Origin of the sequence: Clostridium sp. CM027, from assembly GCF_024730565.1 — a bacterium.
Taxonomy (GTDB): Bacteria; Bacillota; Clostridia; order Clostridiales; family Clostridiaceae; genus Clostridium_AD; species Clostridium_AD estertheticum_B.
Window position 1 is genome coordinate 1,685,057 of sequence record NZ_CP077725.1, and the last position, 18,274, is coordinate 1,703,330.

General features: G+C 31.1%; 12 protein-coding genes and 1 tRNA gene. 2 read left to right on the forward strand and 11 right to left on the reverse strand.

Annotated elements, in window-relative coordinates; genetic code table 11:
- Positions 1-11: 11 nt before the first annotated feature.
- From KTC92_RS08050 to KTC92_RS08085, 8 genes are all read right to left on the reverse strand, one after another.
- Positions 12-1,142, reverse strand: coding sequence for an ABC transporter permease (locus tag KTC92_RS08050; RefSeq protein WP_216303117.1), 1,131 nt, complete (start codon positions 1,140-1,142; stop codon positions 12-14).
- A complete protein-coding gene (locus tag KTC92_RS08055) occupies positions 1,120-1,824 on the reverse strand; it encodes an ABC transporter ATP-binding protein (RefSeq protein ID WP_216303118.1) in 705 nt (234 codons plus the stop codon). The genes KTC92_RS08050 and KTC92_RS08055 overlap by 23 nt, the downstream gene beginning before the upstream one ends.
- A gap of 16 nt (positions 1,825-1,840) precedes the next feature.
- Positions 1,841-2,980 carry an ABC transporter permease gene (locus tag KTC92_RS08060; RefSeq protein WP_220286509.1) on the reverse strand — a complete coding sequence of 380 codons (1,140 nt, stop codon included), beginning with the start codon at positions 2,978-2,980 and terminating at the stop codon, positions 1,841-1,843.
- 126 nt (positions 2,981-3,106) lie between these two features.
- The gene (locus KTC92_RS08065) at positions 3,107-3,781 is read right to left on the reverse strand and encodes a response regulator transcription factor (protein WP_220286510.1); all 675 of its coding nucleotides are present in this window, start codon (positions 3,779-3,781) and stop codon (positions 3,107-3,109) included.
- Positions 3,782-3,831: 50 nt separating this feature from the next.
- A complete protein-coding gene (locus KTC92_RS08070; RefSeq protein ID WP_216303121.1) occupies positions 3,832-5,022 on the reverse strand; it encodes a sensor histidine kinase in 1,191 nt (396 codons plus the stop codon).
- A 69-nt stretch (positions 5,023-5,091) separates the two neighbouring features.
- Positions 5,092-8,343 carry a DEAD/DEAH box helicase gene (locus tag KTC92_RS08075; protein WP_220286511.1) on the reverse strand — a complete coding sequence of 1,084 codons (3,252 nt, stop codon included), beginning with the start codon at positions 8,341-8,343 and terminating at the stop codon, positions 5,092-5,094.
- Between the two features lie 143 nt (positions 8,344-8,486).
- Entirely contained in the window at positions 8,487-11,540 is a 3,054-nt protein-coding gene (locus KTC92_RS08080; RefSeq protein ID WP_220286512.1) for an insulinase family protein, read from the reverse strand.
- A gap of 209 nt (positions 11,541-11,749) precedes the next feature.
- Entirely contained in the window at positions 11,750-13,225 is a 1,476-nt protein-coding gene (locus tag KTC92_RS08085) for a Na+/H+ antiporter NhaC family protein (RefSeq protein WP_220286513.1), read from the reverse strand.
- A gap of 744 nt (positions 13,226-13,969) precedes the next feature.
- Here KTC92_RS08085 and KTC92_RS08090 point away from each other — a divergent pair.
- Positions 13,970-14,254 carry a hypothetical protein gene (locus KTC92_RS08090; protein ID WP_165413114.1) on the forward strand — a complete coding sequence of 95 codons (285 nt, stop codon included), beginning with the start codon at positions 13,970-13,972 and terminating at the stop codon, positions 14,252-14,254.
- Between the two features lie 46 nt (positions 14,255-14,300).
- Entirely contained in the window at positions 14,301-14,879 is a 579-nt protein-coding gene (locus tag KTC92_RS08095) for an NUDIX hydrolase (RefSeq protein WP_165413113.1), read from the forward strand.
- 68 nt (positions 14,880-14,947) lie between these two features.
- On the opposite strand, the gene KTC92_RS08100 is transcribed toward KTC92_RS08095, so the two are convergent.
- From KTC92_RS08100 to KTC92_RS08110, 3 genes are all read right to left on the reverse strand, one after another.
- Positions 14,948-17,170 (reverse strand): flotillin family protein, encoded by a 2,223-nt coding sequence (locus tag KTC92_RS08100; protein WP_220286514.1) that lies wholly within the window; start codon positions 17,168-17,170, stop codon positions 14,948-14,950.
- A 107-nt stretch (positions 17,171-17,277) separates the two neighbouring features.
- Positions 17,278-17,354, reverse strand: a tRNA-Lys gene (locus KTC92_RS08105).
- A 249-nt stretch (positions 17,355-17,603) separates the two neighbouring features.
- Positions 17,604-18,164 carry a nitroreductase family protein gene (locus KTC92_RS08110; protein WP_220286515.1) on the reverse strand — a complete coding sequence of 187 codons (561 nt, stop codon included), beginning with the start codon at positions 18,162-18,164 and terminating at the stop codon, positions 17,604-17,606.
- Positions 18,165-18,274: the final 110 nt, after the last annotated feature.

The following is an 18,274-nucleotide window of genomic DNA, read 5'->3' on the forward strand; positions in this document are numbered from 1 at the left end:
TTTAATATACCTTAACCTCCAATTACATCAATTGGGTCGGTTTTTCGAAGTTCCTTAATAGGTGCAATTAAACTTAAAAACGATACAATTATTGGTATAAACAGCGCTACCTTTGCACCAGAAATACTCCATAAAGGAATAAATTTACCAGTTGGATAAAGTACAGTTAAATTCAAAATAAAAGTTATAAACGTAGTTAATAGTATTCCACATATATATCCCAGTAAACATACCGTAAAATTTTCCTTCCAAAGTTTAAAATAAAGTGTACTTTTTTTATAACCTATAGCTAATAATACTCCAAATTCGTATTTTCTATTAAGGAAGTTAATGTAATTCAAATTTCCAAGTGATATAAATAGCACTACTATTATTATCATATTAAGCATAAATGATAAACTATTCATTGGTTTAAGAATTTCATCATATTGCTTTGAAACACTGTAATAATCCCTAATCAAAATATTTTTAGGTGTGTCTTTAGATAAATAGTTAATTAAATTTTTATCTTTTATATTTTTAACATGAAACACTATAGAGTTCTTCATTACTGCACTTCTCGGAACATTATCCTTATTATCGCTGACTACTGCAAGCATTACTGGACCATCTGTAATTCCTGACACTTTAAATTTACCTTCTATTCCGTAGCTATCGGATACCTCTGAGCCAATATAATCTCCTGTTTTTAATTCGTTTTGCAGAGCATATTTTTTAGGGATAATGATTTCATTCTTATTGGTCCGTGGAAGTCTACCTTGAATTAGTTTCATATCAAGGGTAGTAATAATCCTTGATATATCTTTTTCATAAAAATTTATCACATCAATAGACATTCCACCCAAAAATCCACTATATTGAAGAAAACCATACTCACCAATTAATGGTACAATATAATCTACATTATTATCATTAGTTATTTTGTCTAAGTAATCTTTGGAAATAGGCTCTTCGCTATTGCTAGCTACTGTTGTGTATTTACTGAAAATATTGGTAGCTGTTATCTTTGTTAGCTCAGTAGCACTTTTATTTATTAGTGAATAAAAATAAATTAGTAAGACACCTACCATTATAGACATTAGTATTGGCAATATTTTAGAAGTATTATTTTTAATATACTTAAAGGGTGATAGCGGATTCATTATATCCCTCCATTCCTCTTTTTTTAATTGAGGTAACAGCGCCATCCCATATATTAATTATATCGTCTGCATTTTCAAGTATGGAAGCATCATGTGTTACAACTATAACTAAGGCATTATTTTTATATTCGTCCAATATCTTCATTACTTCCATTGCACTGGCATGGTCTAAGGATGCAGTAATCTCATCACCAAAAATTACTTTAGGGTCATTTATAAGTGCTCTAGCAATTGCAGCCTTTTGTCTTTGCCCACCGGATAATTGATGAGGCCTTTTATTGGCCAAATGCTCAATGCCAAGCTTTTTTAATAAACCCAACGCCTTTTCTTTTGCAGGAGTACTATTATCATTTATTGGTGTTAATACGTTATCTACTATTGTCATATAATCTATAAGAAAATGTCTTTGAAAAATGAACCCAAAATCTTTACGCCTAAGCCCTGTACTTTTAGAAATAGATAATTCATTAAATTTCACATTATTGTAACTTATGGTTCCCGATGATGGGATTTTTAGTCCTGCTAAGGAATATAGCAATGAACTTTTACCACTACCAGATGGTCCCATTATGCCTATTAATCTATTTCCTTCCAATGAAAGATTAATATTTCTTAAAGCATATGTCTGAACCTCTTTTCCAATATCATATATTAAATTTAGATTTTCCACTTTAAATAACATAATAATTCACTCCTTTTTATATTCCTTCAATCATAACTATAGGATCTAGCTTACTTATCATTCTGTTTACTGGTATTAATGTAAATAGCGTTGTAAATAGTGGTATATAAAGCGCCATTAAAAATGCTTTTGAAGAATAGTGTACTGAAACCCCACCAACGGCTCCAAATGCTCCATTATTAATTAATACAGAAGACAACCATCCAACTATTATCCCTAGAGTAAATCCTAGTAGATTTACAATAAATACTTCCCAAAATACCTTCTTCATTAATTCCACCTTGGTATACCCCATGGCATTTAAAATACCAAGTTCCTGTTTTCTACTAAAAAACTCTACATATTTAGAGCTTCCAGTGGAAATAACCATTACAATAATCGCAAGTATACAAATCATATCTAATGTACGCATTATAGATGCTCCTTTATTATAAAGTTTAATCATTCCACTTAAAGTCATCACTGCTACCCCTTTTTTAGGGAAACTTAGTAGTAGTTTATCCACCTCTTTTATTTTGTTATTCTTTGGAAAAACTAATATGGATTTTTCCGCTGTAATTGCATCATTGGTATTTGTTGTTGCTACATCAGTGTTATAAGGCATAAATGATAAAAACCCGTCGCCTTTAACTATTCCTACCACTGTATACTCACCATTTAAGGCATCATTTTTTTCAATAGAATTTCCAATTTTATCTCCAATCACAACATTTTTATTTTTTGATACTCTATAATCTAGTGCCACTTCTTTATGATTTTCTAGTGGTAGCCTTCCCTCCTTTAATGTAATGTTGTTTTTTTTCATAACATACTCTATATTTTCAGGTCTTATACCTAAAATAAAAGCACTAGTGCTAGCTCCAGGTATAGTATAGACTGTTTCATATGAAACAAATGAAATTATGTTTTCTACATTAGAGTTGTCTTTAATGATACTCATGATACTTTTTGGTATTGGTTTGTCCTTTCCAATACTTTGCACCGTCATATGATTTTTATATGGGTTTACTTTTAGATCTTGCAGTGAGTCCCCTATAGACTTTACAAATGTCTGAAAAATATATAAAAATGAAACAGCCACTAATATTGATATGGTAGAAGTAATAAGTTTTTTCTTGTTATTTTTGCAATAACTTAAAGCTGATAAAGGTTTCATTTTACTAACTCCTTTCAAAACTAAAATTTATAATTTCTTTAATAAAATACTACCAATTTTAGGAGTAATATAAAAGTAACCCTGGTCACAAAATAAAGTGACCAGGGTTACTTTTTTAATGTATATCTATTCCAAAAGCAAATCCTTAATATATATTGCCGCTGATGTTCTATCAGAAATGCCTATTTTACTATACAGATTACTTACATAGTTTTTTACTGTTCCACCAGATATGTATAGTGAAGATGCAATTTGCTTATTGGTAAAACCCTGAGCTAGCATTTTTGCAATTTCAGTTTCTTTTTCTGAAAGCCCAAAAGAATTTAATAAATTAGCTTCACTATTTTCATTATTTTTTTGATTGTCATTACTGTACTGTTTGACTATTTTACCAGCAAGCACTATAGCAATTTTAGAAGGCAATATAAAAGCACCCTTGTAAGCATCCTTCACTGATTTTATAAGTCCATCCCCCTCTATGTCCTTCAAAATATAACCAGAGGCACCATTGCTTAAAGCTTTAACTATGAATTCTTCATCATCAAAGGTGGTAAGAATGAGTATCACTATATTAGGGAATTTTTCCTTTATTAATTTGGTGCATTGTACTCCATCCATATTTGGCATTCTTATATCCATTAGCACCACCTGAGGTTTAGTTTCAGAGCATAATTCTAATGCCTCCACCCCATCCTTTGCAAGGGCCACTACTTCTATATTTTCCTCTAGTTCAAGTATTGTCTTAAGTCCATCCCTCATAAGGGTTTGATCATCTGCAATTAACACCCTTATCTTGTCCATAAAAGCCTCCCTAAAATAAAGCATTCAATATTATTATATTTTCCTAAAAGTTATTGCACGCAGGCTTTAGAATAAGAAAGCGTAATGAGAAGTTCTAATCCCTCTTGCACATCAGAGTTAATGTCAAAGCTTCCTTCTAAGTCGTAAACTCTATCTCTCATAGCCCGAAGCCCAAATCCGTAGTTTAATATACCTGCACCTTCTCCATTATCTTCAAGAGAAAAACATACTTTATCCTCCTTTTTTATAAGTTTAAACAAAAAAGCAGTACTTTTACCATGACGAATCCCATTTGTCAGCCCCTCTAGTAGAGAAGATAAAATTACATTTTTCGCTTCTTTAGTTAAATTTAATGAAGGGTCTATTTCAGTTTTAATTACCACTCCTGAATGTAGCTGGGTATCCTTTATTATCGTATCTAAAGAAGGATAAAACTCCAGTAATTCGTCACCTTTTTCAAGCACCCGCACAGATGCACGAATATCATTAAGACCCTTTCTCACTTGACTTTGTGCTAGGTGAAGTTTTTCTAGTGATAAATTCGAATTTACCTTCATCAGTCTTTTGCTAGCCTCTATTTCGACTAGTACGGTTGTTAATGTATGTCCCACTGTATCATGAATTTCCCGTGCGATCTTATTTCTTTCTTTAATAACAGTCATCATCTCTAACTTTTCATATGCATCCTTTAAATTCATATATATGTATTCTTTTTCTAATTTCTCCATCGTTATTTTATTTAAAGAGACTTCAATTATTTCTGCTTGCTTTAATAAATATCTCACAAGGAAAAACATTAAATAAATCATAGAAAAAACTGATAGACTTAAAAGTATTTTCACGATGATTCTTGTAAATTCAAAATTCACCATAATACTTAAAGTTACGCAGTAAAGTACAAAGGAAAAAATTGAAACAACTATACCAACTGCTACTTTGAAATTTAGAACAATATCTTCCAACATAAAATAATATAAGCATAAAGATAGATGAGAGCTATCATATATATTAAGTATAAATATGAATATATAATCTATTGCTAAAGAAAAACAACTTAGATTTTTATGATTTTCACTATCATATATGAAAAATACTCTAATTGTGTAAGATGTTAAAAATAAAAAAGTTAAAGTAATAATTAACAATTGATTTTGAGCGTTATAAAGTGCAGTTATTAAAAAAATTGCGGTAAATAGTATATACTTGATAATAAGCAAAATGTCCTTAATCTTATTTTTCATAAAATACCTCATAAATTTTATATAGTATTATTACTCAACTTTACAATAAAAAGGATTTCCATGCAAGTTTTATTCCTTCATTTCAAATAATCCAAATATATCTTCCTCGCTCATTGCTGCAAAGCCTTTGCCTCCGGATAGTTCATCCCCCATAAGCTCTGATATAAGCTTTTTCTTCTCTTCTTGAAGTGACAGAATTTTTTCCTCAATAGTGCCCTTAGCTATAATTTTTATAACACTCACCACATTCTTTTGACCTATTCTATGAGCTCTATCTGTGGCCTGCTCTTCTACTGCTGGATTCCACCAAGGATCAAAGTGAATTACTACATCTGCTGAAGTTAAATTTAGGCCTGTGCCTCCAGCCTTTAAGCTTATTAAAAACACAGAGTTTTCGCCATCATTGAAATCTTTTACCAAATTCATTCTCTTCTCTGAAGTCACCGATCCATCTAAGTAACTAAAAGATATTCCCTCCACTATAAGTCTTTTTTGTATATTCTTAAGAACAGAAGTAAATTGGGAGAAAACAATTACTCTATGTCCCTCATCTATACTCTTATGAAGTTGTTCCACTAAAGCTTCTATTTTTGCGCTACCACCACTATAATCATTCATGAGTACTGTAGGATCTAAACATATTTGTCTTAACTTTGTAATATACGAAAGTATCTCTATTTTACTATTTTTAAACTCATCATTTTTTACCTTCTTTTCAATAAGTTCCATTGCATGGTTTGCATAGGTTTTATAAACCTTCTTTTGTTCCTGCTCTAAATTTACCAAAAGCGTTTTTTCTATTTTATCAGGTAATTCCTTTAAAACATCTTTTTTTCGACGCCTTAAAATAAAAGGTTTTATAAGCCTATTTAAATCTTCTAATATCTCCGGACTTTCCTTAAGCTTTTTATGATATCTCACGCTAAATCTCTTTTGATCATATAGGTATCCTGGCATTATAAAATCAAATATAGACCACAAATCCATAAGAGAATTTTCTATCGGCGTGCCTGATAGTGCAAATCTTGTCTTCGCCCCTATCTCCTTCACAGCTATTGCATTTTGAGAGTTTGGATTTTTAATGTTCTGAGCTTCATCTAGTATGCAACAATCAAACTCTAATGGTTTGTAGCTTTCCAAGTCCCTCTTTAATAGATTATAGGTAGTTATAATCACATCATAATTTGCTATACTATTTATTATTTCTTCTCTCGCATCCTTTAACCCATTAACCGCAGCAACCTTTAACCTAGGTGCAAACTTTTCAAGTTCACTTATCCAGTTATATATTAGGGATGTAGGCGCTACAATTAAAGTCTTACTCCCCTTACTCGCTAATATAAAAGTAATAGCTTGAATGGTTTTACCAAGACCCATTTCGTCTCCTAAAATTCCACCAAACCCTAAATAATCTAAGGTTTTAAACCAATTATATCCGATTTTTTGATACTCTCTTAATTTCCCCTTGAAATCAACTGGTTCTTTAAAATTCAATTTCTCAATGTCCTTAATCTTATCTCTTACTTCTTTTAATTCTTTTTTTCCTTTTATATATCTAATGTTATTTTCCTTTAAATAACCATCTAGGAAAATGCCTTTACTATTAGATATTTCAATATGATTATTGTAACTATCAGATGATGTAATCACATCTAAAAGCTTTAAGAATTTATTAAGCTCTAATTCCTCCAAATCGAGATATTCACCATTTTTCAGCTTATAATACTTAAGATTATTTCTAAAAGCTCTTAGTATATTTGTAGTTTCTCGTGGCTCAATATCCCCTATTTTGAAATCCATTTCAAAATAATTATACTTTCCGCTTTTAATATCTCCACTAATACCCTTAGCACCTAATGATTTTATACCTTTAAAGTTTTCGGAGTAATATACTTCCCCTATTTCTTGAAGTCTCGCAATATCACTTTTAAAAAATTTGAATATATAGTCCTCTCCCTTTGAAAAATAAAACTTATTTTTTATTTCCTGAAAACCTAAGACTTTTAAAACCGAAGTAACTTGGGCTTCCTCTTTAGAATCCCTATATATTATTTTTTCTGCGCAATCCTCAAAGATATTAAACTCAAAATTTCCATACTTCACCTTTAATGTTAGAGTAATATCTTTCCCCTCCTGATTAAAGTAGAAATTAAACTGACTTTTACACATTACTATTTTATCTTTTATAGTCTTAGATAAGACAACATTCGGTGACAATAAATTAAGATCTGGAATTAGCCGCCTTAATATGTTTTCCTCCTCGAGGTTTGTCATAGTTACGACCTTTGCCTCATTAAAAACTTGAAGGTACGGACTTATCTTATAACAAAACTCATAATCTGGAAGATATATATTGGTACCATACAAAAAAACATCATTATTAGATCCTAAAGATGCTGGCATTCCACTTGAAGATTTGAGCACATAATTATCCTTTATTATTTTCAAATCAAAATCTAGGGGTGGAGCCTCATATAAAATTTCTGTATCCACAGGTCTATAAAAAAAGCCATCATTTAAATAGACTCTATGCTTAATTATAATTTCGAAAAATTCCCTGGTTAGATATTTAGGAATATTTATGTTTTTTCCATCTACATACCGGTCTTCACGTCTGTTAACGTACCTTCGAGTTCCCTCAATCGTCTTTAACATTTCAATAAAATCAATAATCCTTTTATCCTTTGTGGACATTTTTTGATTTTCCATATTAAAAGTAAAATTTTTGCTATAGTTTATAGGAATATTATTATAATACCCTAATAAAAAGTGATTGATATCCTTTAAAACATAAAGATTACTTGCACTCATAGAACTTAACCCTATTTTAAACTCAGCTGTAAGGTCGCTAGTCCACTGATTTTTATTTATGTACACCTCTATTTTAATTTCTTCTTTATGTCTTTCATCGCCCAAAAGCATAGATAGTACATTACTACTATTTTTAAATGTACTTGGATTCATAACATCATCTTCCCTTAAAAGTGGGTGACTTGATAAATCCTCTAATGCTTTATAAAATGTTGCTACTAAATGTTTGCAACAATAATTTTCTTTTTTAAACTCATTGCTTTCAAAATTAGAACAGCTACAGAATGTAGTAAAAATACTTCTCCGAACTGCATCCATCTCAATTTTCGTGTGATATTCATTAAAAAGTTTCTCTGAAATCACATTGCCATCTATACATATTAATTTATCTTCATTTGTAATATTTATAGAAGAAACCAAATCATTATTAAGGACCCTTTGCCCACTGGCATGATTTTTACCACTGGTTCCTTCATTAAATATTTGTAATATCATATCTTCTTTCAACATATTTTCTCCCTAGTTCTTAAGTTTTATAATCTTTTAATTATACCATAAACACAGAAAGAACATAAAACTTGCGCTTTATGTTCTTTTCTAAATGTATACTGCAATTTAAAGCATATTTAATCATCCGCTGCGGAGCTGAAATATTAATGTTTAGCCTTCTTAATAGGTACTATAATCCTATCGAATAAATCTTTATTTTGATTTACTTTAGTTTCACTACCAACAACGCAGTGTAATTTCTGTTTTTTTATAGTATCCAACAGATCCGCGAAGTTTCTTATGTCACCCGCGGTAGTCGATAACACTTCATCACGTAGCTTTTGAATATCAGCTTGAGTAGTTCCTGTAAAATACATATTGTCCCCCATTAGACCTTTAGAAGATGGCCCTGCTAAAGAATCCATACTTCCTATCGTTCCTATTATATAATTAGTCATATCCTTTTCACTTGCTTTAAAGTTTTTTAAAAATTTTAAAGCATCATCAAATGTGTTTAATGTCTCCTTTAAATTTGGATCGCGGTAAGAATAGAACAATACCTCGTCCTTTGTAAAACTCATAGCCCCACCGTATGCACCGCCTTTCACTCTAACTTCCTGCCATAAATAATCACTATTTAAAATATTTTCAAGAACCTTCATATGTCCATTATAGTTGTACCCTGCTTTTTTAAAACAACCAGCCTTAACCACATATTGCACTTGAGATGGAATTACAAAAGCCTCATTCTTTTTCGAAAAATCAAACTCATATTTCTGCTTAGGAAATTTTTTATCCTTAATTCTTTCTCCTAATTTATTAAGACTAACAACAAAGTCTTCATAATTTTTTTCATCTCCAGTGTAACTTACAACCAAGTCCTCTTTGTTAAATACAATATCTTTAACATCATTTAAATTTTTTACCGTTTCTTCAAATTTCACATCAAAGTTATCATCCAAATCACAAATAAAATCATAGTAAGGCAAATAATCCAAATCAGTATACTTACCACTATATGATAAATAGGACAATGCACGTTTTATTGCAATTCGGTTACCTTCATTAACAAACATAGATTCATAATTTACTCTTATTTTTTTAATTAAATCTTTCATCCGTTCCTTATCATCAAACTTACTATGATTCATTATTTCATCTAATAGTTCCAAAGAATTTGGTAATGCATTATTAATAGAATTTACTGAAACACTCATTTTAGGAGAGTATTTATTACTATCAGTATTATTTTTAAATGATGTTGAATTAAAGGCAATTCCCCCGGTATACTTCATCATTTTATTTGAAAGTTGCATAATATTATATTTTTCAGTACTAACATTACCTAAAACGCTCGCAAGTAATTTCAAATATAATACTTTGTTTTGAGGAACCTTTGAACTGTCAAAATATAAATTAGAATAAGTAATTCCATCAGTGAACATAGGATGACTTAATACTTTTATACCTCCTTCTAGTTTTTCTATTGTTGGAATTTCTTCCGATTTTAAATTTAAATCCTTAAGAGTAAGTGTTGGTATTTTCGATAATTTTTCTTTTGAATCTGATGTTCCCTGCCATTTTTTTAATTCTTCTGCGTCTTTTTTAATTGTAGCTAATTCAATTTGCGATAGTGATTTTTTATACTCTGAAAGTTTCTTTTTTACCATTTCTTCTTTTATTTCATTTAATCCACTAGAAGGTTTTAAAACAACTAATGAATTATTTTTATTATCCAATAAATATTTTTGTACTAACTTTTCAAAATACCCATCGGATATTTTAGATTTTATTTTATTAAGTGCTGGGGTAATCTCTAGATATTCTGTAGGGCTCACATCATAATTCCAGCAATTTAAAGCTGAAGACATATAATTCATACCTCTGTTAGCATCCGAATTTTGAGTACGCAAACTTAGTTCTACAGCACTGAATACTGAATTTACTAATTCTTTATCAAACCCCTCTTTTACCACTTGTTTTAAGGAATCATCAACAAGACCTTTAAATTTATATTTCTCTGATTCATTTGCATTGGTAGCAATTATACTGAAAGTTGGTTGCTTAGTTGAGGGGTTAAAACTTGCATAGACATCCCCTCCAATCCCATTATTTAATAATGATTTCCTTAGAGGTGAAGTTTTAGTATTCAAAAGAATCTCTTGCAATATTTGAAAACCTAAAATATTTTCTACATCTGTTACCTTATCGATCATATAATTAGATGATAAGTACGTCATATCTGCTGTACCTACACCTTTAGCCACAGGATATAAAGCTGTTTTTTCAACCTTTTTTTCATTTTCATAAGGTTTCTGTAATTTAATTTTACTATCCACTGTTGTTTTTTTAAGTTTACTTAGATAATTATCATTCATAAATTTCAATGTATGTTCAATATCCAATTTTCCATATAAATATATAGAGCTATTTGATGGAACATAATATTTTTTATATGTTTCGATAAATTTGTCGTAGGTTAGGTCAGGAATATTATCTGGCTTACCTCCCGATTCAAAACTGTATGAATTTTCATTAAAAAGCGATTGATTAATAGTATTAGATAATATTACCTCTGGAGAAGAGTTATTCCCTTTCATTTCATTGTATACTATTCCATTATAATGTAACTCTCCTGTCTTACTATTAACCTCGTAATGCCACCCTTCTTGTTTAAGTATTTTAGGATTTTTAGATATATTTGGATAAAACACTGCATCCATGTATACACCCATCAAATTGTCAAAATCCTTTTCATTCTTACTTGCTACTGGATACATTGTAAAATCCGGTCCTGTAAACGCATTTATAAATGTACTTAGTGATTGCTTAGTCATAATTAAAAATGGGTCTTTAACAGGATACTTCTTTGAACCGCATAAAACTGAATGCTCAATAATGTGGTTAACACCAGTATTATCATTCACTGGAGTACGGAAACTTATTGAAAATACTTTGTTTTCATCCTCATTCTGTAAATAAATCAGTTTAGCCCCACTTTTAATATGCTTAAATATTATGGCAGTTGAGTGTACATCGGGAAGCCATTTTTTAGACTCTAACATAAAGCCTGATATACTTTTTCCTACTGACAATGAATTATTTAATTGTGCCTGCTTCGTTTGCGCAACTTGCGCACCTAGTACAACACTACTGAAGCTATTAAATAATAATCCAATTGCTACCAATATAGAAGTTATTTTTGTGAACCTCTTCATTTGATTCCCCCTTAACTATAAAATTTGTAATATTATAATTTTTTATGTTATAAGTAGTATGTTTTATTTACAACATTCAATGCATCAATTATTGTATATCCTAAATTTAACTTAGAAATAATCAAAAAATAACTATAAGATTAAAATTTTACAATAAAAAAGAAGCTCACTTTTCAGTGAGCTTTTTATAAAGATATGTTTATTTACTTTTATGCAGAACGTTCTTCTTTTACTTCCTCTTCTACATTTTTCTTTAATCTTACATCAGGTTCCCTTGGCAATTTGAAATGGGGTATAAATCTATCCCAACCTGTTATTGTAAGAACTAATAATGAAAATACTGCTACCATAGCCATAAAGTTATATTTTATTATATCAATTGGAGCAAATTTGTATAATGGATAAACTGCAGAGGCTATCCCTACATAAAATCCGATATATACGTGCCATGGAATAAGCTGAGATCCAAATACTCCAAGAGAACTTCCAAAAGTAGCATTTCTAAGCCGTAGCGTATATAAGTCTTCTTCACTACCTTCCACGTTGTCTTCAAGAAGATTTTTAATTATTGGTCCAACTGTTACGATTTGAGCCATTTCATCTGCTAATGCTGCATTCCCAAGAATTGAAAGCATACCGTTCCAAAACATAAGTTGTTTTACGTTGCATGACATTTTTGAAACCAATCTTGACAATGGTGCAAATGCATTTATTTTACCCATTATACCTGCAAAAGCTCCAATCCACATCATCATTACTATAACCCATGAACCTGCATCTGCGAACCCTTTTTTCATTAATTCTAAAAATTGAGGTATGTCTGTTATTGTTCCAGCTGTTAATCCAAGGATTAACGATGTTATTATTCCAAGTCCTAAACAAGCAAGTGTTGGCATTCCCTTTACCGCAACTACAAGTACTACCAATAGTGGAATAATCATGTAAACTGGAACTCCGGTTTTAACTTGATTTAATAGTACTACTGCTGATGGTTTAGCTACTTCAAGGGATTTCCACACACTTTCTGGGATTTGATCTATTGCTTGGGATGAACTTCCAACTATAGTTGGAAGGTTCATTGACACACTTACAAAGTAGAAAATACCTGCCGTTATTACTAACGTTATAAGAGCCCATACACCTTGATGTTTTATTCTATCAGTGACATCAACACTTTGAATACCAGAACTTACAACAGTTGTATCTGAAATAAGTCCTATATTATCTCCAAAGCAAGCTCCTCCTGCAATAGCAGCTGTAGTAAGCATTATATTTCCACCTGTTATATGATTTAGCCATAGGAAAATTGGAGCACAAGCTGCAAATGTTCCCCATGAAGATCCTGTTGCAATTGACAGAACAGCTGTTACTGAAAGGCCTGTAAGCGCTACTGTTCTACCCGTTATTCCAAGCGTAAGTGCTAAATTAATTATCGCAGCTCCAACACCTGTTGACATAAACGCTTCTGCTAGTGCATATGCTAGCATTAGTATAAAAAAAACTAATTGCATTTCTTTTACGTTCTCAACAGCAGAATCAACAATATCATTAAATTTGAACTTACAAGTTATTGCCGCTATTATAGCTGCATAAATTACTGAAATTGGAGCTGCAATTAATGCATCCATTCTGGACATCATCAATCCCGCCATTAAAAATACTGGTGATAGTTTTAATAAACTCATTAAACATATATGCTACTCAAAATATGGTCAAATATATTCACTAATAAATTAATAATTTCATTTACGCAGTTTTTTTAATATATATACAATTATAAATTAAATTTTCGTACGTTAATAATTACTGTTGAATAATTTGAGAGTAGCTCCCCCTTTCGATATTTTTTTAAAACTTCAACAAAATTTCAAAATAAAAATTATGTCTTAAATTTTGATAAAGAGTTAATTTTTCTTATGTAATTTTTGATCATACACATTAGTGTGTCATTTTAAACTTCCATATTTCCTTGAAAGTTTTCTTTGATTAGCTATTAGATTTCTAATATAATTTCACATTGCATAAATCATTAAAATTTTTTCATTTCTTTGTATGTATAACGATTACATTGCAAGTTATAAAAAATAAATATATAACGATTACACCGTAAGTTACAAAAAATAAATAACGTAAATATAAGTTTTAACTTGATTGATTTGATCACAAAACAAGCATAAAAGTATAACTTATTTCATCATATACGATTTTTTTACAATTTTTTTATTCCACTACAAACAGTATATAATACTATTTAATATAAATCAATCGAATTTATTTAAATTGAACATTTAGCTATTAATTGTAACTTCTCTATTGAATATTGGTAAAATATTTCATATATTTCTTAATGATTACTTCTTCCTTTATTTGTTTTTATTCATTCAAAGTGCTACTATTAATTTATATACATTAATTAAGGAGGAATTAAAATGAACACAATGAAAGAATTTACTTTTGAACCTCGTTATTTGAGTTTAGCTGTCATAAATGATGTCAATGTAGGAAATAAAATATTGAATGAGCTTATTATAGATGACGAAAGTTGTTTAGGGCATAGACAGGTAGGTAGTAGAAGCTATCACATTTTCTATTTCAAAAATGATCGCTTTTCGGTTTATTATCATAAAGGCGGAGTAGACGCAATGTACTCCTCTAAATCACTAGATGCCGTTTTAGATTATGTGAATAATTTAAAATCAGAGGATTTTGAGTAACCTAAATATAGATAGCATAAAATGAAGTATTACTGGAGATGAAATAATGAGTATAAAAAACATTACAACACTAGCAGATACAAAGTATTTAAAACTTTATAATGCAGAGTATACCAATAAAAGTGGAGAACCTAGAAATTGGTCCATAGCTTCTAGAAAAGATTTAGCTACATTAAAAAATAACTATTTTAATGGCGCAGAGGACAATATAGACGCTGTTATAATTGTAGCTACTCATGTAGCTCAAAATAAATTAGTGGTTATAAAGCAATTTAGGGTTCCTCTTAATAATTATGTTTATGAAATCCCAGCTGGACTTATAGATTGTGGAGAGGATTTTAAAACTACTGTAAGCCGCGAACTAAAAGAAGAAACCGGCCTTGATTTGATTCAAATTGATTATGATAAGACCAAATCTAAGGCGTATATATCTACAGGTATGACAGACGAGTCTGCTGCCTTAGTGTATTGTACTTGCTCCGGCGAAATATCAAAAGATTATTTAGAACCAGATGAGGATATTGAAGTTATGTTATTATCCAAGGAAGAAGCTAGTATTTTAATCAGTTCTAATGAGAAGATAGATATTAAGGCTTTTCTTGCAATACAAAACTTTATAGGTTAGATGTTGTTAAATAAAAAAACCATCAGAATAAATTAATTTATTCTGATGGTTTTTTTACATTAGTTTCTTTATTGTTTTATTACATCTTTAGCATTTACATTATCTATATCTTTAGGCATCACTACACTTTTATCATTTGCCATATTTGCAAGCACCATACTCATTATACCTTCCATTGCATTAGGTGTATTCCCATCAGCTCCACCCATTATTACGGTTTGTGGTACTAGTGGAGATTTACTTATTTTTAACGCCTCTGCAAATGCTATCATAACGCTTTGCCTAACTTGTAAATCTGGGCCGCCATATGCTTCAACTAAAGCCCTTGCCGCTGTCCCCTTTGCGATACCTACCTTTGTTTCTTGCTCAGCAGTAGCATCTGCAACTGCTTTAATATTTAGTGCTGTTGCTTTACCTACCGTTTCAAGTTTGAATGATTCTGCTCTTGCCGCAAGTTCCACTTGTTTAGCATTAGCCCCCGCAGTTAATTCAATGGTTTTGGCTTGTGCCGCTGCCTGGGCTTCTCTAGTATATCTTTCAGCATCAGCTTCTTGAGTTCTCTTATATTTGTCCGCTTCGGAAAGTTTCTGCGTTTTTAGTGCTAACTGTTCTGCCAATCTCAATTCAGATTTACCCTTATTATCCGCTACCTCTATGTCAATACTTGATTGCGTAAGAGCTGACTGTGCTGTTGCTTTTGCCTGAGCTTCATTTAATTCTCTTTGCTTTTCAGCAGATTTTTGTTTAGCTTCATTGGTCTTAATCTCTTCCATAGCTACTTGTCTATCTCTTAGCTGTGCAAGAATTTTTTCAATTCTTGTATCACTAGCAGAAGCTGCCGGTGTTCCAATTAATACTTCTTGTAGCTCTAAATCATATAGTTTAAACTTCTCTTTCATTTCATCTGATGCCTGCTTCTGAATTTCACTTCTATCTTGAACTAATTGTATAAGAGTCTTAGTTTGCCCAATATTCTTGAAGTAACCAGCTATCATTGGGTCAAGCGATTGTTCAATAAGCATTTTAATATCCCCAAACCTTTGTATAACTGATGATGCTTTTCTATAATCAATGTTAAATACTACGGTTAGTGGTAGATTAGGCTCGAAGGCATCCTTAGTTATTAAACTAATCTCTTTTAAATTATCATCTAACTTGTGCACTCCACTTTGACCAGTAATCCATTTTAATATTACATTAGTAGTAGGAACTGGTACAACTTTACCTGCATAAGTATTAAATGCATACTTTCCTGGCATCATGGAATCTCTCCAAATACCTTTTTTGCCTTGCTCTACAAGTTCTCCATGAGAATAACCCGTACCTGAAACATCCTCCCCTTTATCACCAAAATAACTTACCACAACCCCTACATAACCAATATCTATTATACTTTTAGGTACTATATCAACACTTGCAAACATTCTATTAATGAAGTAAACTCCATCCGTAAGTACTTGCATCTGCTTACCTTTTCTGCCATCTGCAGCTAAAAACTTTTCTGGCTCTTGGAAGTTATTGTGATAGAACTCATTATTTATACTCTCACCAACAATAGGTGCTATAATTGCTCCATTGTCCGGTGTAGGCCCCTCATTGATAGTTACAATACCTATAGTATCAAGGTTACCGTCCTTATTCCTTCCTTTATTATATGAGGATTCCATTTCACTACCATCATTCTGCTGAGTGTATTGCTCCGTAGTTTTTGAACTTGATATAATTACAGGATTAAACCCACCTTCTCTAGCTAAGTCACTTCGCATTGTTTCTATTTGTGCCGTCTCATCTTTTGACGTAAATATAGAGTGTACCTTGTCTTTCGTGATTATAATAAATTGTGCCAAGTTAAATGCATAAGTACCCTCACGAAGAATATGTCTCTGTGGACCTTTTTGTCCACCATTATTCAAAAATGCCACAACATCTTGAAATGACTTACTTTGTGGTATAACCTTACCTAAAGTTTGACCATCCCCTAAACTTTCCCCTGACCTTGAAAATACATAAGCTATTTGACCTTGTGGTATAGTTACGAGCCTTACCTTCTTAACCTTATACTTGAAAGGCGTTTTGAAGTGAACACCAGCCCTTAGTACTTCTGGTTGATAACCTGCTTCTCCCTTTAGTGCTATAAGACTATCGGCCGGCACTGAGCCGCTTAAACTCCACCACTTCTCGACAATCCCTACCTCATCTGTTCCTATGCTTGTAAACCCTATGCCATAAGCAATTAAAATTAATGATACTACAACTATACCTACTGTAATTAACACGGTGTATGAACCCATAATTTCCCCCTTGTATAATTTATATTTTATTGTATTATATGTTAATATTTTAAAATTAGTCTATATAAAAAGAAACATCAAGATCACAAGATCTTGATGTTTCTTTATGGTGCTCCATCAGGGAATCGAACCCTGGACACCCTGATTAAGAGTCAGGTACTCTAACCAGCTGAGCTAATGAAGCATGTCCGACAACATCTTTATTATATATTGTTTTTACGCATTTGTAAAGACTTATTTTATAAAACTAATAGATAACTAGTTATTTATTAGTTTTATAAGAATAGTAAATCCTATATATCCCCTACTATATTATCTATATTAACACTAAAATTCATAATTTTTACTTATAATTGTGAAGTTTCCTGTTACTATGCAAAAATCCATCAGAATTAATTTAGTCTGATGGATTTTTTGTAGATGCCTTATATCATTATTTTATATAATTTACCGTATTTTCTTTTCTCGCTGGTGCATTAGTTATCTCAATTTTTTTATATCCAAGGCAAAATGCATGTATTTGTCTAAATCCTTCTGGTATTTCAAGCTCCTTAACAAACTCTGCACCTTCTTCGCTATTTAATAGATGTGCAATAAGACCAATCCAACAAGAACCAATTTCTAAGGCTTCTGCTGCTATAAGCATATTTTCTACTGCCACTGCGCAATCAACTGAGGCGGAGTTGTTACTTTTGTCTCCTGAAACTAATACTACAGTTGGTGCATTGTAAAACACATGAAATTTTTCATTATCAGCAAATCTTCTAATATATTCATTATCAGATTTTTTAGCAATTTCTTTAAAAGCATCACTTAATCTGTCTATAATATCTTTTCTTTGTATTATCGTAAAATGCCATGGCTGCGTATTATTAGCACTCGGTGCATAAATACCTGCATCTATTATATCTGTCACATGTGCTCCATTAACTTGTTCTGGTAAAAACGCCCTTGTGCTTCTTCTATTTCTTATGTTTTTTAAAGTTTCATTCATTTTAAAGTCCTCCGTTTACTTATTTTTTTGAATACACCGCATTGTAAAGCCTTTTAATAACAGTATAATACCCTATTTGCCCTACATAAAACAAACATTTATTTTTATTG

What these genes read in the sequence shown, in the direction of transcription:
- KTC92_RS08110 (WP_220286515.1), bottom strand. Translation starts at nt 18,164, where the DNA reads ATGAATGAAACTTTAAAAAACATAAGAAATAGAAGAAGCACAAGGGCG.
- KTC92_RS08080 (WP_220286512.1), bottom strand. Translation starts at nt 11,540, where the DNA reads ATGAAGAGGTTCACAAAAATAACTTCTATATTGGTAGCAATTGGATTA.
- KTC92_RS08060 (WP_220286509.1), bottom strand. Translation starts at nt 2,980, where the DNA reads ATGAAACCTTTATCAGCTTTAAGTTATTGCAAAAATAACAAGAAAAAA.
- KTC92_RS08095 (WP_165413113.1), top strand. Translation starts at nt 14,301, where the DNA reads ATGAGTATAAAAAACATTACAACACTAGCAGATACAAAGTATTTAAAA.
- KTC92_RS08070 (WP_216303121.1), bottom strand. Translation starts at nt 5,022, where the DNA reads ATGAAAAATAAGATTAAGGACATTTTGCTTATTATCAAGTATATACTA.
- KTC92_RS08090 (WP_165413114.1), top strand. Translation starts at nt 13,970, where the DNA reads ATGAACACAATGAAAGAATTTACTTTTGAACCTCGTTATTTGAGTTTA.
- KTC92_RS08055 (WP_216303118.1), bottom strand. Translation starts at nt 1,824, where the DNA reads ATGTTATTTAAAGTGGAAAATCTAAATTTAATATATGATATTGGAAAA.
- KTC92_RS08100 (WP_220286514.1), bottom strand. Translation starts at nt 17,170, where the DNA reads ATGGGTTCATACACCGTGTTAATTACAGTAGGTATAGTTGTAGTATCA.
- KTC92_RS08085 (WP_220286513.1), bottom strand. Translation starts at nt 13,225, where the DNA reads ATGAGTTTATTAAAACTATCACCAGTATTTTTAATGGCGGGATTGATG.
- KTC92_RS08075 (WP_220286511.1), bottom strand. Translation starts at nt 8,343, where the DNA reads ATGTTGAAAGAAGATATGATATTACAAATATTTAATGAAGGAACCAGT.
- KTC92_RS08050 (WP_216303117.1), bottom strand. Translation starts at nt 1,142, where the DNA reads ATGAATCCGCTATCACCCTTTAAGTATATTAAAAATAATACTTCTAAA.
- KTC92_RS08065 (WP_220286510.1), bottom strand. Translation starts at nt 3,781, where the DNA reads ATGGACAAGATAAGGGTGTTAATTGCAGATGATCAAACCCTTATGAGG.